The organism is Bradyrhizobium sp. SZCCHNRI1029 (assembly GCF_032487555.1).
Lineage (GTDB): Bacteria > Pseudomonadota > Alphaproteobacteria > Rhizobiales > Xanthobacteraceae > Bradyrhizobium.
Genome location: NZ_JAUEUK010000013.1, coordinates 128,143 through 148,686, shown reverse-complemented (window position 1 = coordinate 148,686; position 20,544 = coordinate 128,143). Strand labels below are relative to the sequence as shown.

Here is a 20,544-nt window from a genome sequence, read left to right as displayed (position 1 = left end):
GCCAATGAGTTGATCACGCGCCGACTTGATCGCGCGGCAATTTGACCGGCGGGCTCTACTTGATCGAGGTGTTGATCGCGGTGAACTTGCTGCTCAGTCCCGAGCCCAGGCCATTGACGGCCGCCAGGATCACGATGCTCAATCCGCCGGCAATGATGGCGTATTCGATCGAGGTCGCGCCAGCCTGATTCTTCAGGAAGCTCGCAATCAACTGCCGCATCTACCTCTCCGGTCGGGCTCGATCATCTGACGCGCCGGAAGGGCGCGCCGAGGCCGGGATGGACGCCCCGCCGGAAACCCTCCGTCATCGGCTTGAACAATCGGTTAACCCGATGAGGTACCTGCGCGGCCCAGATTCGGAGCCGGCATTCCATCGCAGGCCCGCCCTCGCCCGACCTCCGAGATCCGAACCGGAGTGCAAGCAACTGAACTTGCTTCGCTTTATTCTCAGTCCGCGGCCCCCGGCCGGTTGGCGGCAAAGCCGAGCCGCTGAATCCTCGTCCGACACATTCAGAAAAAATTCGGCTTATCCGCCAGATGCCACGTCATGATCTGGGTCAACGGCGATGGCGTGGACCGCCTTAAAGGTTATCCTGGTCGCTATGAGCACAACAGATTCCGCCCGTCCCCAGCTCAAGATCCGCAGCGTCGCGCTCGACACCGGCCGCGAGAACGTGGTCGTGATCTCCCGCCGCTCGAAGGCGTTGCGGCCCGAGGTGTTCCGCGGCTTCAGCCGCGTCGAGCTGCGCTGCAACTCGCGGACGCTGCTGGCGACCCTTCTGATCACCGACGACGACGCACTGGTCGGCCCCGACGAGATCGGCCTGTCGGAACCGGCGATGCGGCGCTTCGCCGAGCCGGCCGGCACGCGGGCGACGGTGTCGCCGGCGACCCCGCCCGAGAGCATGGAAGCGGTGCGCGCCAAGATCCGGGGCGAGACCTTGAGCGACCAGGCGATCGCTGCCGTGATCGAGGACCTCACCCACTACCGCTACTCCGACATGGAGATCGCGGCTTTCCTGATCGGCTCAGCCAGCTTCATGAGCTCCGGCGAGCTGCTGGCGCTGACGCGCGCGATGGCCAATGCCGGCACGCAATTGAAATGGCCCGAGCCGGTGGTGGTCGACAAGCACTGCATCGGCGGCATACCCGGCAACCGCACCTCGATGGTGGTGGTGCCGATCGTCGCCGCCCACGGCCTGACCATTCCAAAAACCTCCTCGCGCGCGATCACCTCGCCAGCCGGCACCGCCGATACGATGGAGGTGCTGGCGCGGGTGAATGTCGGCGCCGACGAAATGAAGTCGATCGTTGCGGCCTGCAATGGCTGCGTGATCTGGGGCGGCCACGTCAATCTGTCGCCGGCCGACGACGTCCTGATCTCGGTCGAGCGCCCGCTCAGCCTCGACACCCGCGAGCAGATGGTCGCCTCGATCCTGTCGAAGAAGCTGGCCGCCGGCTCGACGCATCTGCTGCTCGACCTGCCGGTCGGGCCGACCGCCAAGCTCACCAGCGGCGCGGAGGCGATGCGGCTGCGCAAGCTGTTCGAATTCGTCGGCGACCGTTTCGGGCTCAAGGTCGAGGTGATCACGACCGACGGCCGCCAGCCGATCGGCAACGGCATCGGTCCGGTGCTGGAGGCCCGCGACGTGATGGCGGTGCTGGGCAACGAGCCGTCGGCGCCTGCGGACCTGCGCGAGAAGTCGCTGCGGCTCGCCGCGCATCTGCTCGAATATGATCCGAAGCTGCGCGGCGGCGCCGGCTACAACAGGGCGCGCGAGCTGCTCGACAGCGGCGCGGCGCTCAAGCAGATGCTGAAGATCATCGATGCGCAGGGCCCGCCGGAATGCCGCAGCGAGCTCGGCGATCTCGCCTTCGACGTCAAGGCGGAGCGCGACGGTGTCGTGTCCGCGATCGATTGCCTGCGGCTCAATCGCCTGGCGCGTACCGCCGGCGCGCCGGTGAACAAGGGCTCCGGGATCATGCTGTTCAAGAAGATCGGCGATCGTGTCGACCAGGGTGAACCACTCTATCGCGTGTTCACCTGCGATCCGTCGGAGCATGATCTGGCCGCAGCCGCAGCCGCAGCCAACCACGGCTATGGCTTCGCCGACGGCGCGAATGGTCGTTCGTGATGAACCGTCATCGAGCATCGATCCATCGTCCTCGGGAGACCACCGCATGAGTGTGACCGTTCGCTTCTGCGGTGCCGCGCATACCGTAACCGGGTCCTGCTATCTGGTGCGGAGCGGCAAGAGCCAGTTCCTGATCGATTGCGGCCTGTTCCAGGGCCAGAAGACGCTGAAGGAGCTCAACTACGGCGACTTCCCATTCCGTCCCGCCGACATCGACGCCGTGCTGCTGACGCATGCGCATATCGACCATAGCGGCCTGCTGCCGAAGCTGGTGCGCATGGGCTTCGACGGCAAGATCTTCGCCACGCGCGGCACCATCGATCTCTGCTCATGGATGCTGCCCGATGCCGGCAACATCCAGGAGCAGGAGGTGCTGGCGCTGAACCGCCGCAACATCGCGCGCGGCCGCGGCGAGGTCAGCCCGATCTACACCCAGGCCGACGCCATCGCGGCGCTGCAATACTTCCAAGCCGTCCCCTACGAGACCTGGACCGAGATCATTCCAGGCGTTCGCGCCCGCTACTGGAATGCCGGCCATCTGTTGGGCTCCGCCTCGATCGAGATCGAATTCGCAGGACAAGGCGCCGATGGCGCGGCGCTGCGGCTGCTCGCCTCCGGCGATGTCGGGCCCGACGCCAAGCTGCTGCAGCCGGCCCCGAAAGCGCCGGAGGGTTTCGACTACGTGATCTCGGAGGCGACCTATGGCGACCGGATTCGCGAGCCGACCACGCCGGAGCTGCGCCGCGGCCGTCTGGCCGGCGAGGTGCGCGACGCGGCGGCGGCCAAGGGCGCGCTATTGATCCCGGCCTTCGCGGTCGAGCGGACGCAGGAGCTGATCGTCGATCTGGTCGGCCTGATGGAGCGCGGCGAGATTCCGGCCGCGCCGGTGTTCCTGGACTCGCCGCTGGCGATCCACGCCACCGAGGTGTTTCGCGCGCACACCGAGAGCCTCGACGGCGGCAGCGATGTCGGCCGGCTGTTGTCGTCGTCGCATCTGCGCTTCACCGAGACCGTCGATGAAAGCAAGGCGATCGCCAAGCTGACCGGATTTCACATCGTCATCGCCGCCAGCGGCATGTGCGATGCCGGTCGCATCCGCCATCATCTCAAGCGCTGGCTGTGGAACAACCGCGCCACCGTGCTGCTGGTCGGCTATCAGGCCAACGGCACGCTGGGGCGCTTCCTGCAGGACGGCGTCAAGGCGGTGCGCATCCAGGGCGAGGAGATCAAGGTCGCGGCGCGCATCCGCATGATCGACGACTATTCCGGCCACGCCGACGGCGCCGAGATCGCCCGCTGGATCGCGGCCCGCCGCCCGATCGCGCGCGGCCTTTTTCTGTCCCACGGCGAGGATGCCGCGATCGCGGCGCTGGCCGCGCGCGTCGCCGAGCGCATCGTGCCGACCGCGAAAGTGTTCTCCCCCCTGCTCGACGACGTCTACGAGCTGACGAGCGCGGTGCCGACGCTGCTCGACGTCGCGCGCCGGCGGCGGCTGGCGCCGGAGGCGGTCACCCGGCTGGACTGGCACAACGACATGTCGGGCCTGCTGCTCGACATCCACGAGCGGATCGAGCAAGCCGCCGACGATCGCGCCCGCGGCGTCATCATCCGCCGCCTGCGCCGAGCGCTGGAAGAGTGATGCGAGCGGCGTAGCCGCGAAGGCTGCGCACCTGCGATGTTCGTCGTCGAACGGTCACACTTTGATCGCACCTTGAGGACCATCAGGTGCGGTGCGAAGCTCGCAGACGGCGACGCTCTCGCAGCTTGTGCATATTGAAACACACAACGTGCCGACGGCTGGTCTCCGAGAGCTGTTCTGATAGGCTCGACACGTGGTTCATAACAACGGAACGATCCGGGTGAACCGGGCGCAGGTGGGGAAACGAGGGGCTCTCACATGCATCAACCATCGAAATGGTGGGCGGGACTGATCGCTGTTGCCGTGCTCTGGCTCGCGGCCGTGAGCTTCAAGACGGCTGATGTCGAGGACGACATTGCGCCGCGGGCACGCGCCGCCGTCGCGGCCGCCGTCCCCGACACAGCCGCGGCCCTCAAGGTCACGGTCGCGGGCCGCGACGTTCGCATCGCAGGGCCGGAGTTCAGTCCCGATCAGTCGACGAAACTGGAGGACGCCGCATCGGTCAGCGGCGTCCGGCTCGTCGAGGGCACCTACGACAAGCTGCCGACACCGAAGCCCTATGCCTTCCGCGCCACGCGAAACGGCGGCCAGCTCGTGCTCGAAGGCGCGGTGCCGACGCCCGCCGTTCGGAATGCCGTGCTCAATGCCGTCCGTTCGTCCGGTGGTGAAGTGGTCGATCGCCTCTCCTATGCGCTGGGAGCTCCGGCCGACTTCGCGGCCATCGCGAGCCATGGATCGGTCCAGGCCGCCAAGCTCAATGGCGGCACGTTCGCGCTCGCGGACAAGGCTTATTCGATCGCGGGTGCCGCCGCCTCATCGGACGTCTATGAGGCTGCCGTCGCGGCGACGCGGCAGCTGCCGGGCGGCGCCGTGCTCGACAAGGTGGCGATCCTGCCGCCGGAGGCAAAGCCGTTCATCTGGAGCGCGGTTCGCGAGGGCAACACGCTGGTGATGTCCGGCGTCGTTCCGAATGACGATATCAGGCGCGCGCTCGAGGCCGCCGCGATCAAGGCCTGGCCCGGCGCGTCGGTGATGCATCACATGCAGATCGCGCGTGGCGCGCCTGCTGGCGATTTTGGCGCCTACACGTCCTATGCGCTAGCGGAGCTTACCAGGCTGAGCACGGGCCGCGTCGTCATCTCCGACGCCACCTACGCGATTTCGGGTGAGGCGCCCTCCGCCGCCGCCTACGATGAAACGATGGCCGGGATCGGCAAGCTGCCGACCGGGCTGAGCTTGGCGAAAGCCGAGATTCTGCCGCCGGAAATCAAGCCCTATCGCTGGTCGGCGGAGTTCGACGGCACCAGCTTGAGCCTCACAGGTCTCGCGCCGAGCGGAGCGGCCCGCGATGCGATGCTGGGCTCCGCCAGTGGACAGTTCGACGGCAAGCCGATCAAGAGCCAGATCGGCATCGCCCGCGGCGCCCCGGATGGCGACCTTGCCAAAGCGAGCGCGAGCCTGCTGCAGCAGCTCGCCAGGCTGTCGCAGGGGCGCGCCGAGATCAACGACACCCAGGTGTCGCTCAGGGGCGTCGGACTCGCCAACGTCACCGGCGCAGCCGTGCGCGAGCAACTGGCCGGCGCCCTGCCCGCGCCGTTCGCGCTCGCGTCCATCGACGTCCGCGACGGCCCGGTCTCGCCTTACGCGTTCGGACTGCAGAAGCAGGACGGCCGTGTCATGCTGAGCGGCTACGTGCCTGATGACGCCGCCCGCCGCGATCTCGTCGAGGCCGCCACAACGACCTTCATCACCGAGACGGTCGAGGACGGTCTGAAGATCGGCGACGGTGCGCCAAAGGATTACGTGCAGTCGCTGAAGGCGACGTTCCCGGCGCTGGCGCGGCTGTGGTCCGGCGCGCTGACGGCGAAGGACGCGGCGATCACGGTCGACGGGCTTGCCATCTACGACAAGTCGGCCGAGCAGGTCCGCAAGGAGCTCGCCGAGGCGGTCGGCAGCGGCTTCAAGCTCGACGACGTCAAGATCGGCGTCAAGCCGGAAAGCCCGCCACTCGCGGTCGCGGAGTGCCAGCCGGCGTTCAACGGGCTGCTCGCCAAGGGCCGCATCCGCTTCAGCACCGGCAGCGCCGAGCTGAGCCGCGCCTCGCTGGCGCTGCTCGATCACCTGGTCGAGGTTGCGCAGCGCTGCAAGGATGCCGAGATCGCGATCGAAGGCCACACCGACAATGTCGGCGACGAAGCTGACAACATGGACCTCTCCAAGCGCCGGGCGGCGGCGGTGGTCGGCTACATCGGCGACGCCGGCATCGACACCTCGCGCATGACCTCGGAGGGCTACGGCCAGACCAAGCCGGTCGCCTCCAACGACACGGCCGAAGGCCGCGCGCAGAACCGCCGCATCGAATTCGTCGTCAAGTGAGGCGCTGACATCATGATGTACGACCTTGCGACATTTCCGTTCTGGATCATCCTCGCCGTCGGCATCGGCGGCTTTGTCGGCTGGCGCACCTGGTCGGACGAGCCGCGGCCGGACTGGCTGAGAAGCTGGCTGCTGCCGGCGACGCTCGCCCTCGTCATCGGGATCCTGATGGCGCTGCTGACAGTGCTGCCCGGACGTGCCGGCCTGTGGCTCGAGGTCGGCCTGCTGATGGTCGGCGCCTATGTTCTCGGCTGCCTGATCGGCGGACAGCTCAGGGAATATGTCGGGCTGGGTGACACCAGTGCGATGTCGCCGGGCGGTCCTGGAAACAGCGTCGCGTTCGCCGGCGCAACCGCGGCGGCTCGTCCTTGGGCGGACAGCCCATCCCCGGCTGCGCAAGCCGCAGCCAGCGTCGAGGCCGATCGCCTTGCCACTGAAGCTGCCGCGAAAGCCGAAGCCGAACGTGTTGCGGCCGAAGCCGCTGCAAGGGCGGAGGCCGAGCGTCTAGCCGCCGAAACGGCCGCAAAGGCCGAGGCTGAGCGGCTCGCCGCGGAAGCCACGGCAAGGGCCGAGGCTGATCGTCTGGCGGCTGAAGCCGCAGCGAAGGCCGAAGCCGAACGTCTCGCTGCCGAGGCGGCGGCGAACGCCGAGTCCGAGCGCCTTGCTGCGGAGGCCGCCGCGAAAGCCGAAGCCGACCGCCTTGCTGCGGAAGCAGCCGCGAAAGCAGAGGCCGATCGCGTTGCGGCAGAAGCGGCTGAAAAGGCCGAAGCCGAACGCTTGGCCGCCGAAGCAGCGGCGAAAGCCGAAGCAGACCGTCTTGCGGCAGAGGCCGTTGCGAAAGCCGAGGCGGAAGCCCAGCGTCTCGCGGCCGAAGCGACCGCCAAGGCCGAGGCCGATCGCCTGGCCGCCGAAGCGGCCGCACGCGCGGAAACCGATCGCCTTGCCGCCGACGCCGACGCGGAACGGCTTGCCGCCGAGGTCGCCGCATCATCGGCCCCGGAGAGCCCGGCCTCGGCCGACGACAGACCGCCGGCCCTGTCCGCCCCCGAGGGCGCCGCTGACGATCTCAAGCTGATCAAGGGCATCGGACCCAAGAACGAGCGCGTCCTCAATGACATCGGCGTGCATCATTTCAGCCAGATCGCGGCGTGGTCGCCTGACCATGCGAGCTGGGTCGGCCATCACATGGTCTTTCCCGGCCGGATCGAGCGCGAGCACTGGATCGCGCAGGCCAAGCTGCTCGCGGCCGGCCTCGACACCGCGCATTCCAGCGCGGTGAAGTCCGGCGCGATCACCATCGACGAACATGCCGACGCGCCGCTGAGCGAGGACGAGGCGAGCTACCTCCTGGCCCACCTGCCGGCGCTGATGCCGCCCGTCGAGAACGAGGACGTCCATGGCGGCGCCCGCCCGCTCGGGCTCGTCGCGCCGCGCGGCGGCCAGGCCGACGATCTCAAGCTGATCAAGGGCATCGGCAAGCAGAACGAGGCGCGGCTGCACGGCCTCGGCATCTGGCATTTCGCGCAGATCGCGGCCTGGACCGCCGAGCACGCCAAATGGGTCGGCTCGTATCTGGCGTTCGCAGGACGAATCGAGCGCGAGCAATGGATCAGTCAGGCCAAGGAGCTCGCAGGCGGCGCGACCACGGAATTCGCCCGCCGCGTCGAGGCTGGTCTGGTCAAGTCATCCGCCGACGACGGCTCCCGCGGGCAGGACAACGTCGAGATCGTGCAACCACGCGAGTAGCGGCGCCAACTGGAGCATGATCCGGAAAAATGGAAACCGGTTTTCCGAAAAGATCATGCTCAAACAAAGAGATGAGATCATGATGCGCTTCCGTGGAATCGCATCATGATCTAAACGAATCGTCGGGTATGCAAAGGCGCTGACTTGCCCTCTCGTCACGCGCGATGGTGATGGCGCCGTGCCCACCCTGCTTTCCTACTCGGCGAGCTCGACCGCCTCGCTGCGCGACGGGCCGGCCAGCGGCCGCTCCTCCATCAGCATCATGCAGACCGAGGCGCAGGCCAGCATCGCGGTGGCCGCGGCATAAACGAAGCGGAAGGCATGGATCATGTCGGCTTCCGCGATGCCGCTGACCGCGCCATGGGCGCCCTCCGCCAGCGAAATGTCGGCGCCCAGCGCCATCAGCAGGATGGCGCTGAAGGCCGCGACCGTGAACGAGGACATCATCGAGCGGAAGAAGTTCATGGCGCCGGTGATGGTGCCGATCTGGGAGCGGTCCACCGCGTTCTGCAGCGACACCACCGAGATCGGGAACGCCGTGCCGAGCCCGATGCCGTAGATCGACAGCAGCGCCATCAGCACCCAGAGCGAGGGCGTCGTCACCGTCATGACCGCGGCGGCGATGGTGCCGATGATCGTGCCCACGATGGCGACGCGCTTGTAGTGCTTGACCCGGGCCATGGTGCGGCCGGCAACCGCGGCGCCGAGGGTCGAGATCGCCGCGATCGGAATCAGGCCGAGACCGGCCTGGCTCGGGGTCAAATGATAGACCAGCTCGTAATAGAGCGGTAGATGGACCGTGAGCCCGATCAGGGCGCCGAGTGCGCAGCCGCTCGCCAGCATGCCGTAGGGCACCACCGTTCCGCCCATCAGCGACAGCGGCAGGAACGGCTCATCGGCCCGCTTGGCGTGCCAGACGAAGGCCAAGCCGAGCGCCACCGCGCTGCCGATCATCGCCAGCAGGGTCGGCGACAGCCAGGCCAACTTGTGGCCACCCCAGGTCAGCACCAGCATGAACACGACGGCCGAGGCCATCAGCAGCAGGCCGCCGGCCCAGTCGACCTTGCGCAGCCGGTGGTAGACCGGCAGCCGGCCCATCTTGGGCAGCAGCAATGCGAGCGCCGCGATCGCGAGCGGGACATTGATCCAGAAGATCATCGACCAGTGCAGATGGTCGGCGAAGAAGCCGCCGATCACCGGCCCGAGCAGGCCGGCGAGCAGCCAGACCCCGCTGAAATAGGCCTGGTACTGGCCGCGCTCGCGCGGGCTGACGACGTCGGAGATCACGGTCTGGACCACCGGCATGATGCCGCCGCCGCCGAGCCCCTGCAGGCCGCGGGCGAGGATCAGCACCGGCATGTTCGGCGCCAGCGCGCAGACCACCGAGCCGACCACGAACAGGCTGAGCGCGGTGATGATCATCGAGCGGCGGCCATAGATGTCGCAGAGCGTGCCGAACACCGGCGCCACCGCGGTCGACGCCAGCAGGTAGGCGGTGATCACCCAGGAGAGATTGGTGACGTCCTGAAACTCGCGGCCGATGGTCGGCAGCGCGGTCGCCACGATGGTCTGGTCGAGCGCGGCCAGGAACATCGTCAGCAGCAGGCTCATCAGGATGGTGCGCACCTCGGCCTGGGTCAGCGGCACCGGCGGCGCAAGCGACGGCGCATCCTCGATCGCCTGAACCTGCGGCGGAATGGCCGGCAGCTCGGCGGCGATCTCTTCGGGCAGGGATTGGGACGCGGCAGGGTAATGCGTCTGCCGATCAAACTTGTTCATGGGATGAATGCCGTGCCCGGGCGCGACGACGCCGCGCGGATTCGCTGTCTGGCGAACTACTTAAGGCATAATTTTCCCGTGCGGCAGCGGGTCGGGTGCATGGGTGCATTCCGACAGCACGGGAACGGTCGCATCATCGTGACTTGCTGCGGGTGCGAGGTGATCGCGCTATTTCGGCCGTCGCTTCAACTTGGCCCGCTTCGGCAGCAGCACCGGCCACTGCACGATGTGGTCCTCGAGCTGGTCGTCCGGAACGTCGTCCTCGGTGCCCTCGACCCGGCCGCGCACCGAGACGCCGGCTTCATGGACCGTCTGAGGATCGCCCGAGATCAGGGGATGCCACCAGTAGAGATCGCGCCCCTCAGCCACGAGGCGGTAGCCGCAGCTCGGTGGCAGCCAGGTCAGCGTGCGGACGTTCTCAGGTGTCAGGCGAACGCAATCCGACACCTGTTCGGAACGATTCGGGTAGTCCTTGCAGGCACATAGCCCGGCATCCAAGAGCTTGCAGGAAATGTGGGTGAAGTAGATGTCGCCGGTATCCTCGTCTTCCAGCTTCTCCAGGCAGCAGCGCCCGCAGCCATCGCAGAGGCTCTCCCATTCCACCTCGGACATCTCTTCCAAGATCTTGGTTTTCCAGAACATTCCCTCCTGGCCCGAGGGACGTTTGAGCGGTGCGGTCATCGGGCGATTCTCAAAGAGGGCGTGAGGTGGCCGCCATCTAGGTGCCCGGCCCCGAGCCGCGCAAGGGGCTTTGCCGATTACGGCGGCACGTTAGCTTTGTGCATCAAATTATGAGCGGAACCATTGGTTTGTGACCCCCGCTCGGCTAGATAGATGATTGAGTCACTCCGGCGGCGGCGCCGGCAATGCGGCTTGGGGTCAGGTGCTCGGGTTCGGGCGGCTGACTGTGCAGTGCCATGGGTTTGCCGCAACAATCGCGCAAGACCCTTCGATGGCCCCCAGCCCCACTTGCTGAGTGCTTTCGAAGCCAGCTGACACGCTTTCGAAACGACCAGGGTTCCCGTGCGGCAGATCATTCCAGACGATTGGAAGAAGCGGATCAACAATTTCCGCCTGGATCTCGACGCCCGCTTCGATTCGGCGCTGTTCTCCTCCCTGCGCGGCACCCGCGAGCTGTATGAGCGCTATTCGGCGTTCATGGACCGCTTCTATGTCGGCGGCTGGAAGCGCTGGGTGTTCGTCGAGCCGTTCTCGGAGGCGGCCACGATCGGGCTCGGCGGCCTGGTGCTGATGCTGGCGCTCGCGATCCCCGCCTTCCGGGAAACTGCCGATGAGGACTGGCTGAAGAAGTCCGACCTCGCCGTGACCTTCCTCGACCGCTATGGCAACCCGATCGGCAGCCGCGGCATCAAGCACAATGATTCGATTCCGCTGGAGGACTTCCCGGACAATCTGATCAAGGCGACGCTCGCCACCGAGGACCGCCGCTTCTACGACCATTTCGGCATCGACATTGCCGGCACGGCGCGCGCCCTCGTCACCAACGCCCAGGCCGGCGGCGTCCGCCAGGGCGGCTCCTCGATCAGCCAGCAGCTCGCCAAGAACCTGTTCCTGTCCAACGAGCGCACCATCGAGCGCAAGGTCAACGAGGCGTTCCTGGCGATCTGGCTGGAAACCCGGCTGACCAAGAACGAGATCCTCAAGCTCTATCTCGACCGCGCCTATATGGGCGGCGGCACCTTCGGCGTCGACGGCGCGGCACACTTCTATTTCAACAAGTCGGTGCGCGACATCAACCTCGCCGAAGCCGCGATGCTGGCCGGGCTGTTCAAGGCGCCGACCAAGTTCGCCCCCCACATCAACCTGCCCGCCGCCCGCGCCCGCGCCAACGTCGTGCTCGACAATCTGGTCGATGCCGGGTTCATGACCGAGGGCCAAGTGTTCGGCGCCCGCCGCAACCCGGCCTTCGCAGTCGACCGCCGCGACGAAAGCTCGCCGAACTACTTCCTCGACTATGCCTTCGACGAGATGCGCAAGCTGGTCGACACGTTCCCGAAGTCTTACACCGAGCGCGTCTTCGTGGTGCGGACCTCGATCGACATGACCGTGCAGCATGCGGCCGACGAGGCGATCGAGAACCAGTTGCGCCAGTTCGGCCGCGACTATCACGCGACCCAGGCGGCAACCGTCGTCTCCGACCTCGACGGCGGCATCCGCGCCATGGTCGGCGGCCGCGACTATGGTGCCAGCCAGTTCAACCGCGCAGTCGACGCCTACCGGCAGCCGGGATCGTCGTTCAAGCCTTACGTCTACACCACCGCGCTGCTGAACGGCTTCAAGCCGACCTCGATCGTGGTCGACGGCCCGGTCTGCATCGGCAACTGGTGCCCGCAGAATTATGGCCATTCCTATTCCGGCTCGGTGACGCTGACGCAGGCGATCACCCGCTCGATCAACGTCGTCCCGGTCAAGCTGTCGATCGCGCTCGGCGGCAAGGAGGGTCCGAAGGCCGGCCGCGCCAAGATCATCGAGGTCGCGCGGCGCTTCGGGCTCAAGGCGCCGCTGCCCGACACGCCGTCGATGCCGATCGGCTCCGACGAGGTCACGGTGCTGGAGCATGCGGTCGCCTATGCGACCTTCCCGAACAAGGGCAAGGCGGTGACGCCGCATTCCGTGCTGGAGGTCCGCACCGGCGCCGGCGACCTGGTCTGGCGCTGGGACCGTGACGGGCCGAAGCCGAAGCAGGCAATCCCGGCCTCGGTTGCTGCCGACATGGCGGGCATGATGAGCCACGTGGTCAGCGAAGGCACCGCACGCCGCGCCGCACTCGACGGCATTCCAACCGCCGGCAAGACCGGCACCACCAACGCCTATCGGGACGCCTGGTTCGTCGGCTACACCGGCAACTTCACCTGCGCGGTCTGGTACGGCAATGACGACTATTCGCCGACCAACCGTATGACCGGCGGCTCGCTGCCGGCGCAGACGTGGCACGACATCATGGTCGCCGCGCATCAGGGCGTCGAGGTCAAGGAGCTGCCCGGCGTCGGCATGGGCGAAAAGCTGCCGCAGTCGGCGTCCGCCGCGATGGCACAGGCCGGCCAGCCGAAGACGCTGGAGATCAAGCCCGGTCCGCCGCCGATCCTGACCCGCCGCGGCGCCGAGGTGCTGGTTCAGGTCGAGAAGATGCTGGACGATGCGGCGCGCCTCGCCGAGAAGGCCGCGCCTGCCGATCCGCGCAAGCCCGGCAAGCCGGTCTCGTCGAGCGCGCTGGCCTTCCCTGAGAACTACGCCGCGGCAACGGCCGACGGCGTGACCATCCCTGCCCTGCGCAAGAACTGACGTCAGCGATCCCCGTGCGGCTGCTCTTCATCACCTTGGTTACGCTCCTGATCGCCACCGGCGTCGGCATCGGCGCGACGTGGATGACGACGACCCGCGGCACCGAGTTTGGTACGCTGACGATCGGCGCCTGGACGGCGCGTCCGAAAACCGGCACGGCCGATGTCGACCCCTATGCGCGCGCGACCATCACCCGCAATGGCGAATTGCCGATCGGCACCGGCGACGGCGTGGCCTTCACCGCCACCACGGACGACAAGAGGAAGCCGCTCGACGGGCGCTGCGACATCCTGGTCAGCGGCGTCACGCCACCCGCCCGCTTCTGGACGCTCACGCTCTACGACCGCAAGGGCCACCTCGTCGCCAACACGCTGCAGCGCTACGGCTTCACCAGCCAGGAGCTGGTGCGAGGTGCCGATGGCTCCTTCGAGATTCGTGTCGCCGCGCGCTCGCGCTCCGGCAACTGGCTGCCGACCGGCGGCATCGAGCGCTACGCGCTGATGCTGCGGCTCTACGACACGCCGGTCGGCGTCGCGACCCGCACGCAGCGCGACGCGCCGATGCCGTCGATCACGACAGTAGGTTGCCCATCATGATCCGGCTGCTGTTCACGGTCGTGGTCGGCGTGCTGCTCGGCGGCGTGGTCCATCTCGTCAGCGTGCTGGCGCTGCCGCGGATCTCGACCCAGGACGCCTACTCCCGGCTGACGCCGATGACCAAGCTGAACGCCGTGACGCAGTTGCCATTGGCCGATCCCGGCAATTCACCGATGCCGTTCATGGATCCGGCGTTCGCCATGGCGATCTGCCGCTATGATCTGTCCGACGGACCGCTCAAGCTCACGGTTCCGGTGAGCCAGGCCTATACGTCGGTGTCGTTCTACACGCGCAACGAGATCGCCTACTACGCCATCAACGACCGCTCCGCCGGCAAGCGCGTGATCGAGCTCAACCTGATGACCGAGGCGCAGCACGAAGACCTGCCCGAGGACGAGGAGATCACGGCCGCCGACCGGCTGATCATCGATTCGCCGACGACGACCGGGTTGATCGTGCTGAAGGCCCTGGCCGCCGAGCCCGGTCTCATGCCGCAGGCGCAGGCCTCCCTTGCAGCGGCAAGCTGCGGCGTACAGACCGAGGCACCGGCCAAGGCCGAGAAGCCGCGCGGCAAACGATAAGTCAATACGACGTCCTGGATGAATTCGACAACACTCTCTTCATCCTTGGTGGCATAGTCGTTGTCGCGCGCCGCTGCTATGATGGATCAGGACGGCGGCGCTTCGCTCAACATCAGGTCATGCCTCTCGAAATCGAACGGAAGTTTCTCGTCAAGTCCGATGCTTGGCGGGATCAGGCGACGCACAGTGAACGCCTTCGCGACGGCCTTGTCGCACGTCAGGACGGCCTCAAGGTCCGCGTTCGCTGCTATGGCAACCGGACGACGCTGTGCGTGAAGAGCGGCCGCCGCGGCCTGACCCGAGATGAATTCGAGTACGATATTCCCGCGGACCACGCCGCGATGCTGTTCGCGCATTGCGACGGACGCATCCTCGAGAAGACGCGTCACTATGTGCCGGCCGAAAGCGGCGTCTGGGAAGTCGACGTCTACCACGACGCGCTCGAAGGCGTCGTCATCGCCGAGATCGAGCTGCCGACCGAGACGACCATCGTGACCCTTCCCGACTGGGTCGGCGACGAGGTCACCGGCGACCCGCGCTACAGCAAGGCCAACATGCTGACGGAGCGCTCGCGGGCGGCGAAAGTCCGGGAGCTGCGGCGCGCGCGCCTTGCAGGGCTGTGATGCACGCACGGGCCGTTGCGGCTTGACCCCTGTCAAATCACCCGTCGAGGGCACACCTTAAACAGCGCGGACTTGGCGGTCTGAACGATCGCGCATGGAGTTTGCACGATGAGTTCATCGCAGGTGATGTCACAGGCGCTGCGCGCCAAGATCATGTCGGCCGACGAGGCGGCCGCGCTGGTCGAGCCCGGCAACCATGTCGGCATGAGCGGCTTCACCGGGTCGGGCTACCCGAAGGCGGTGCCGCTCGCGCTGGCGCGCCGGATCGAAGCCGCGCATGCGCGCGGCGAGCCGTTCCGCGTCGGCGTGTGGACCGGGGCGAGCACCGCGCCCGAGCTCGACGGCGCGCTCGCCCGGGCTGATGGCATCGACCTGCGCCTGCCCTATCAGTCCGATCCAGCGACACGACAGCGCATCAACGCCGGCAGCATCGACTATATCGATCTGCATCTCAGCCATGTCGCACAGTTCGTGTGGTTCGGTTTTCTCGGCCATCTCGACGTCGCCGTGATCGAATGCGCCGGCATCCTGCCAGACGGGCGGCTGATCCCCTCGACCTCGATCGGCAACAACAAGACCTGGCTCGATCTGGCTGACCGCGTCATCATCGAAGTCAATTCGTGGATGAACCCGGCGCTGCTCGGCATGCACGACGTCTATTACGGCACCCGCCTGCCACCGCATCGCAAGCCGATCCCGATCCTGGCGCCCGGCGACCGCATCGGCGAGACCACCTATCGCTGCAATCCGGACAAGGTCATCGCGGTCGTCGAGACCCACGCGCCCGACCGCAACACGAGCTTCGCCGCCCCCGACGACGTCTCCGGCGCGATCGCCGGGCACATCCTGGAGTTCTTCGCGCACGAGGTGAAGCAGGGCCGCCTGCCCCGCAACCTGCTGCCGCTGCAATCGGGCGTCGGCAACGTCGCGAACGCCGTGATGGCCGGGCTCGACGACGGGCCGTTCCCGCATCTCACCGCCTACACCGAGGTGCTGCAGGACGGCATGCTGAACCTGATCCGCTCGGGGCGGATGGATCTCGCCTCCGCGACGGCATTGTCGCTGAGCTCGGAAGCTGCGATCGAATTCAACCGCGAGATCGAGTTCCTGCGCGACCGTATCGTGCTGCGGCCGCAGGAGATCTCCAACCACCCCGAGGTGATCCGCCGGCTCGGCGTCATCGCCATGAACGGCATGATCGAGGCCGACATCTACGGCAACGTCAACTCGACCCACGTGCGCGGCAGCAGCATCATGAACGGCATCGGCGGCTCCGGGGACTTCGCCCGCAACGCCTATCTGTCGATCTTCATGACGCCCTCGACGGCGAAGAATGGGACGATCTCCTGCATCGTGCCGATGGTCACCCATGTCGACCACACCGAGCACGACGTGCAGGTTCTGGTGACCGAGCGCGGCCTCGCCGATCTGCGCGGCCTGTCGCCCAAACAGCGCGCCCGCACCATCATCGATCAGGCGGCGCATCCAAAATTCCGGCCGGCGCTGGCGGATTATTTCGAACGCGCCTGCCGCGATTCGACCGGCAAGCACACGCCGCATCTGCTCGAGGAGGCGTTCCGCCTGCTCAGGCCGGAATGAGCGCTGCGGCCCGATCACCGCAGCGGCACGCCTCGTAGGCGACGGGATCGTGGCTGTTCACGATCGTGACCCGGTCGCCATGGTCGCATTTCAAGCACCGCAGCCGCTCCTGGTTGGCGACACGCATCGTGCGATCCTGATCGCCCTTGCGCTGGAACAGCCCGAGTAGCAGCGGCATGCGTGGCCGCGCGTCGAGCTGGCCGTGGAAGAAATAGGCATCGCCGGCGTGCAGCAGCCATTTGTCGCCGCGTCGCACGGCGACGCCGCAATGGCCGCGCGTATGGCCCGGCAGAGGAACGATCAGGATGTCGCCGCTGCGATCCACGGCAGCGCGGACACCGCGAAAGCCGAACCAGTCCTCGCCGTCGTCGCCGTAGAACTGCCAGTCGGGACGATGCCGCCATTGGCCGGCGACATAGCGACCGCGCGGCGGCGCCGGCGACCCCTCGACGGCCATCGCATGCTCCCCGCGATGAACGTGCACCTTGGCCTTCGGGAAATCGCCGATGCCGCCGGCGTGGTCCCGGTCGAGATGCGTGAGCAGGATGTGCCTGACGTCGTCGGGCGAGAAGCCCAATGCCTTTACCTGCTGCAGCGCCGTCTCCGACGCATCGAGAAGCGGCGCAGCCTGCCTCACCCAGCGTGCCCCCAATCGTGCGGGCGCGGCGATGTCACCGGTGCCGATGCCGGTGTCGACGAGGACCAGGCCGTCATCGCTTTCGATCAGCAGGCAGTGGCAGACGAGGCGGGCGCGCGCGAACAGGCCGCCGCTGCCGCTCACCAGCCGACCGCCGCGTGGACACATCGTGCCGGTGTTGAGGTGGTGGACGCGCATCGATCTTCTCCTTCATTGCCGATATCGGGCGCATCCTTGCGGGCCGGGCAGAGATAAGTAAAATATTGATCAGTGATACGCATCATAGGCTGCTCCTATGGATATCCGCGAGCTCCGCTATTTCTCCGCCGTGTTCGAGGAACGCAGCCTGACCAGGGCAGCGGCGCGCTGCTTCGTCTCGCAGCCATCGATTTCGCTGGCGATCGCCAACCTCGAGGCCGAGCTCGGCACCGAGCTGTTCCTCCGCCACCGCAAGGGTGTCGTGCCGCTGGAGGCGGCCGAGCGCCTGCAGCCGATCGCGCGCCGGATCGTCGGCGAAGCCGATGCCGCCCGCAACCTGTTCCGGCACGGCGCGCCGAAGCAGGCGCTCAAGCTCGGGCTCATGCGCACCCTCGACGGCCGGCGCGTGACCGCGCTGCTCAAGCCGCTCACGGCGCGCGAGGATCTCAGGCTTCACATCGTCGGTCCGACCGAGCGGGCCGACGGACGCATCGTCTCAAAAAGCCTGGTCGGCGACGGCGAGCATTTCCTGCCGCTGTGGAGCGAGCGCTATGTCGCGGCTTTGCCGCTTGCGCATCCGCTCACGCTGAAGCCGCGCCTGCGCGCGGCCGACCTCGCCGACGTCGCCATGATCGACCGCTGCCATTGCGAGCACAGCGCGCTGGCGCGACGCAGCGGCGGGCCGCGCGAGATCGCCGCCATCGCCGAAACCGAGGATTGGGCCCTGGCGCTGGTCGCAGCCGGCGTCGGCGTCGCGATCGTTCCCGAAGGCGTCGTGCACGGCCGAAGCGACGTTGCGGTCCGCGAGATCGAGATGACGTTGAAGCGCCAGGTCGGACTCGCCTACTCCGCCGCGCGTGCTCCATCCGAGGCGCTGAAGATCTTGATCGCGACGCTGCGCGCGGCAGCGCCGCAGAAGCTCCGTGCGACAGCAGGGCGGCAAAAGGGAGCACCGACCAAGCGAGGCCGGCGCCGGAGCAAGGTCGCGCCGGGCTAGCCCCGCGTCGTCAGCGGCCGTTCGATCAGGGGCCGCGCGGCGACCGGCGGATTGGCGGTCTGAGCCGCCAGTTCGTGGATCAGGCGATCGGCCTCGGCGGCCATGCCGTCGGGCGCCTGCAGCACCAGGCGCTCCAAGGCCCAGCGGTAGGACGAGACGCGCTGCTCCAGGCTGATCTGCACCCATTGCACGATCAGCGAGTTCTCCTGCATGCGCGCGACGGCATCGGCTTGCTCGCGCGGCGAGAGCTCGGTCATGTATTTCATGCTGGCATCGCGCTTGCGATCGAGATCGATGACGCGGATGGCCGACGCGAAGAACGGCTCGAAGCGGGTGATGTCGTCGCGCACGTCGTCGATCAGCTGGGTGTAGCGCGAGGCGTGCGAGCGATGCGGCTCGTCGATCAAGGCCCGCCCATAGGCTGTGCGGTCGAACACGACCTTCTGGCGCCACGGCGAGGCCGACGGCTGATAGTCGCCGAACACGCTCTTCCAGGCAGGGCGCGAATGCGGTGGCTCGATCAGCGGATAAGCGAGATCGCGCAGCTGGCGCTCATTGTCGGTCAGTTGGAACTGCGACGGCCTGACGCCGACGCTGGCGGTGGCTTCCGCCCCGATCCATTTGTGCATGTCGTCATTGCGCATGTCGGCGCGGGTGCGGCCGAAATCGCCGCCGCTGCAGGCGCCGAGCAGTCCGCCGACGAGAACGAGTGCGAACACCGGCCGCGCGCGCCGGACCGGATTCACGATGGCCGGCATTCCCGTTTCCCCCGACCTGTCAGCGGCGACGGCGACGGCGGCTTGGCGCTGTGCCCTCGCGGGGCCCGCTATCGTCGGTCGTGGTCTCGCGCTCGATCCGAACGACGGGAAGAATCAGGATCGTTCCCATGCCCTCCTGCGGCGCGCCGGTCACGGCAGGCCGCGCGCGACGCGCAACGTCCGCCGGGAATTCAATGATGGTCGCCATGTCCACTCTCTTTCGTGCCCGAAGTTCTTACCCCCTGAAAACTCCCCGTCGCCCGAACTTCGCAGGCAAGAGGGCACGCAGAACTGACGATCACGAATGCCGGCGCATGAAGCTGCACGTTGGCATTCGGCGCGGCGAAGATCAGGCTGGCCGCGTGACGCGGCCAAGGCGAGATCATCGAACGGATCGATTAAGATCAGGACGTGGTTAAGAGGATATTAATGCGCGGGCCGCCCGACACGGATCGCGTGCACCGGCGGGAGAGAAGGCAAGCCAGCGTTGCGCCTTTGTCTCACCGGGTCATTTCGGCCCATCTTCACCGATTGTTTTCCTTAACGCCGCATTAAAACAACTCCGCTCTAATCGGCGCAACGATTGCCGAAGTTGCGTACCCCGACATGACAAGATCATCGCTGTTCCCCGGCTTCGACGGGTTGCTCACGCTCTCGCGCCGCGAGGGCGTCGACATCAAGCCCACTCTGCTGCGCGTCCTGACCGACCTCTATGTCCAGGCGAGCGCGCATTCCGCCGACGAGGAGCGGCAGTTCGTCGAATTGGCCTCCCGTCTGGTCGACGACGTCGACGATGCAACCCGTGCGGCGGTGCGTGCGCGGCTGGCGATCTATCCAGCGACGCCGATCGAGATCCTGAACAAGCTGGGCTTGCGCCCGGCGCAGAGCGAGCCGGCGCCGCCGCTCGCCGGCCCCATTCCCGCATCGCTTCGCTCGTCGCCTCCGATCCCGCCGCGCGACGACGCGGCGTCCGGATTGTCGATGCAGCCGAAGGATGCCGCCGAGCTCAGCGAGATGTTCATGCGCGCCGCCTCGCACGAACGCATCGCCATCCTGCAGAACCTCGCCACCACGCCGCTGAGGCCCGCCGCGCCGACGCCGTTGCACCGCGCGGTGCATGCGATCGAGGCGCTGGAGATGGCCGCGTTCAACGCCGACGTCGAGACGTTCACGATCGAGCTCGGCGAGAGCCTGATCCTGCCCTCACGCATGACCCACGAGGTTGTCAACGATCCCCATGGCGAGCCGCTGGCCTGCGCCGCAAAGGCGCTCGGCATGCCGGCGCCGGTGTTCGAGCGCGTACTGCTGTTCCTCAAGCCCGAGATGGGCCAGTCCGTCCAGACCGTGTTTCGGCTGTCACGCTTCTACGAACGGCTCAGCGAGCGCGCGGCGCTGATCATGCTGGCGGCCTGGCGCGGCTCCGGAATGGCCGCGATCAGGGCCAAGCATCGCACGGCGCTCTATGACGACGAACGTCAGCACGTCCGTGGCAGCACGGCGCGGGCCGGCACCGCGACGAGGCCGATCGTGCGCACGGGGACCGATGGCTTCAAGCGCTGACGCGCGATCGCTGTCCC

17 protein-coding genes are annotated in these 20,544 nt (G+C 67.2%); 11 read left to right on the top strand and 6 right to left on the bottom strand.

Annotated elements, in window-relative coordinates; translation table 11 throughout:
• Nucleotides 1–55: 55 nt before the first annotated feature.
• Nucleotides 56–220, bottom strand: coding sequence for a Flp family type IVb pilin (locus tag QW861_RS29730; RefSeq protein ID WP_315716136.1), 165 nt, complete (start codon nucleotides 218–220; stop codon nucleotides 56–58).
• Nucleotides 221–602: 382 nt separating this feature from the next.
• Between QW861_RS29730 and QW861_RS29725 the strand changes: the two genes are divergently transcribed.
• The 4 genes from QW861_RS29725 (at nucleotide 603) to QW861_RS29710 (ending at nucleotide 7,896) form a co-directional block, all read left to right on the top strand.
• Entirely contained in the window at nucleotides 603–2,135 is a 1,533-nt protein-coding gene (locus QW861_RS29725; RefSeq protein WP_315753061.1) for a thymidine phosphorylase family protein, read from the top strand.
• Between the two features lie 46 nt (nucleotides 2,136–2,181).
• On the top strand, nucleotides 2,182–3,774 hold the full coding sequence (locus tag QW861_RS29720; protein WP_315753062.1) for an MBL fold metallo-hydrolase: 1,593 nt from the start codon (nucleotides 2,182–2,184) through the stop codon (nucleotides 3,772–3,774).
• A 258-nt stretch (nucleotides 3,775–4,032) separates the two neighbouring features.
• Entirely contained in the window at nucleotides 4,033–6,150 is a 2,118-nt protein-coding gene (locus QW861_RS29715) for an OmpA family protein (RefSeq protein WP_315753063.1), read from the top strand.
• A gap of 12 nt (nucleotides 6,151–6,162) precedes the next feature.
• The gene (locus QW861_RS29710) at nucleotides 6,163–7,896 is read left to right on the top strand and encodes a cell envelope biogenesis protein TolA (RefSeq protein WP_315753064.1); all 1,734 of its coding nucleotides are present in this window, start codon (nucleotides 6,163–6,165) and stop codon (nucleotides 7,894–7,896) included.
• 195 nt (nucleotides 7,897–8,091) lie between these two features.
• Here QW861_RS29710 and QW861_RS29705 read toward each other — a convergent pair whose 3' ends face one another.
• Both QW861_RS29705 and QW861_RS29700 read right to left on the bottom strand, forming a co-directional pair.
• Nucleotides 8,092–9,675, bottom strand: a complete 1,584-nt coding sequence (locus tag QW861_RS29705; protein ID WP_315753065.1) for an MDR family MFS transporter — start codon at nucleotides 9,673–9,675, stop codon at nucleotides 8,092–8,094.
• 168 nt (nucleotides 9,676–9,843) lie between these two features.
• Nucleotides 9,844–10,356, bottom strand: a complete 513-nt coding sequence (locus tag QW861_RS29700; RefSeq protein WP_315753066.1) for a YcgN family cysteine cluster protein — start codon at nucleotides 10,354–10,356, stop codon at nucleotides 9,844–9,846.
• Nucleotides 10,357–10,698: 342 nt separating this feature from the next.
• Between QW861_RS29700 and QW861_RS29695 the strand changes: the two genes are divergently transcribed.
• The 5 genes from QW861_RS29695 (at nucleotide 10,699) to QW861_RS29675 (ending at nucleotide 16,377) form a co-directional block, all read left to right on the top strand.
• On the top strand, nucleotides 10,699–12,978 hold the full coding sequence (locus tag QW861_RS29695; protein WP_315753067.1) for a PBP1A family penicillin-binding protein: 2,280 nt from the start codon (nucleotides 10,699–10,701) through the stop codon (nucleotides 12,976–12,978).
• A 14-nt stretch (nucleotides 12,979–12,992) separates the two neighbouring features.
• Nucleotides 12,993–13,574 carry a DUF1214 domain-containing protein gene (locus tag QW861_RS29690; RefSeq protein ID WP_315716128.1) on the top strand — a complete coding sequence of 194 codons (582 nt, stop codon included), beginning with the start codon at nucleotides 12,993–12,995 and terminating at the stop codon, nucleotides 13,572–13,574.
• Nucleotides 13,571–14,155, top strand: coding sequence for a DUF1254 domain-containing protein (locus QW861_RS29685; protein WP_315716127.1), 585 nt, complete (start codon nucleotides 13,571–13,573; stop codon nucleotides 14,153–14,155). The genes QW861_RS29690 and QW861_RS29685 overlap by 4 nt, the downstream gene beginning before the upstream one ends.
• A 119-nt stretch (nucleotides 14,156–14,274) precedes the next feature.
• Nucleotides 14,275–14,778 (top strand): CYTH domain-containing protein, encoded by a 504-nt coding sequence (locus tag QW861_RS29680; RefSeq protein ID WP_315753068.1) that lies wholly within the window; start codon nucleotides 14,275–14,277, stop codon nucleotides 14,776–14,778.
• A 108-nt stretch (nucleotides 14,779–14,886) separates the two neighbouring features.
• The gene (locus QW861_RS29675; protein ID WP_315753069.1) at nucleotides 14,887–16,377 is read left to right on the top strand and encodes an acetyl-CoA hydrolase/transferase family protein; all 1,491 of its coding nucleotides are present in this window, start codon (nucleotides 14,887–14,889) and stop codon (nucleotides 16,375–16,377) included.
• On the opposite strand, the gene QW861_RS29670 is transcribed toward QW861_RS29675, so the two are convergent.
• Entirely contained in the window at nucleotides 16,364–17,212 is an 849-nt protein-coding gene (locus QW861_RS29670; protein WP_316193837.1) for an MBL fold metallo-hydrolase, read from the bottom strand. The genes QW861_RS29675 and QW861_RS29670 overlap by 14 nt on opposite strands.
• Before the next feature lie 97 nt (nucleotides 17,213–17,309).
• On the opposite strand from QW861_RS29670, the gene QW861_RS29665 reads away from it, so the two are divergent.
• A complete protein-coding gene (locus QW861_RS29665; RefSeq protein WP_316193836.1) occupies nucleotides 17,310–18,209 on the top strand; it encodes a LysR family transcriptional regulator in 900 nt (299 codons plus the stop codon).
• Here QW861_RS29665 and QW861_RS29660 read toward each other — a convergent pair.
• Both QW861_RS29660 and QW861_RS29655 read right to left on the bottom strand, forming a co-directional pair.
• Nucleotides 18,206–18,967 carry a hypothetical protein gene (locus tag QW861_RS29660; protein WP_316193835.1) on the bottom strand — a complete coding sequence of 254 codons (762 nt, stop codon included), beginning with the start codon at nucleotides 18,965–18,967 and terminating at the stop codon, nucleotides 18,206–18,208. The genes QW861_RS29665 and QW861_RS29660 overlap by 4 nt on opposite strands.
• 19 nt (nucleotides 18,968–18,986) lie before the next feature.
• Nucleotides 18,987–19,175 carry a hypothetical protein gene (locus QW861_RS29655; protein ID WP_315716121.1) on the bottom strand — a complete coding sequence of 63 codons (189 nt, stop codon included), beginning with the start codon at nucleotides 19,173–19,175 and terminating at the stop codon, nucleotides 18,987–18,989.
• Between the two features lie 398 nt (nucleotides 19,176–19,573).
• Between QW861_RS29655 and QW861_RS29650 the strand changes: the two genes are divergently transcribed.
• Nucleotides 19,574–20,527: a DUF2336 domain-containing protein gene (locus QW861_RS29650; protein WP_315716120.1), complete on the top strand. Its 954-nt coding sequence runs from the start codon at nucleotides 19,574–19,576 to the stop codon at nucleotides 20,525–20,527.
• Nucleotides 20,528–20,544 lie beyond the last annotated feature (17 nt).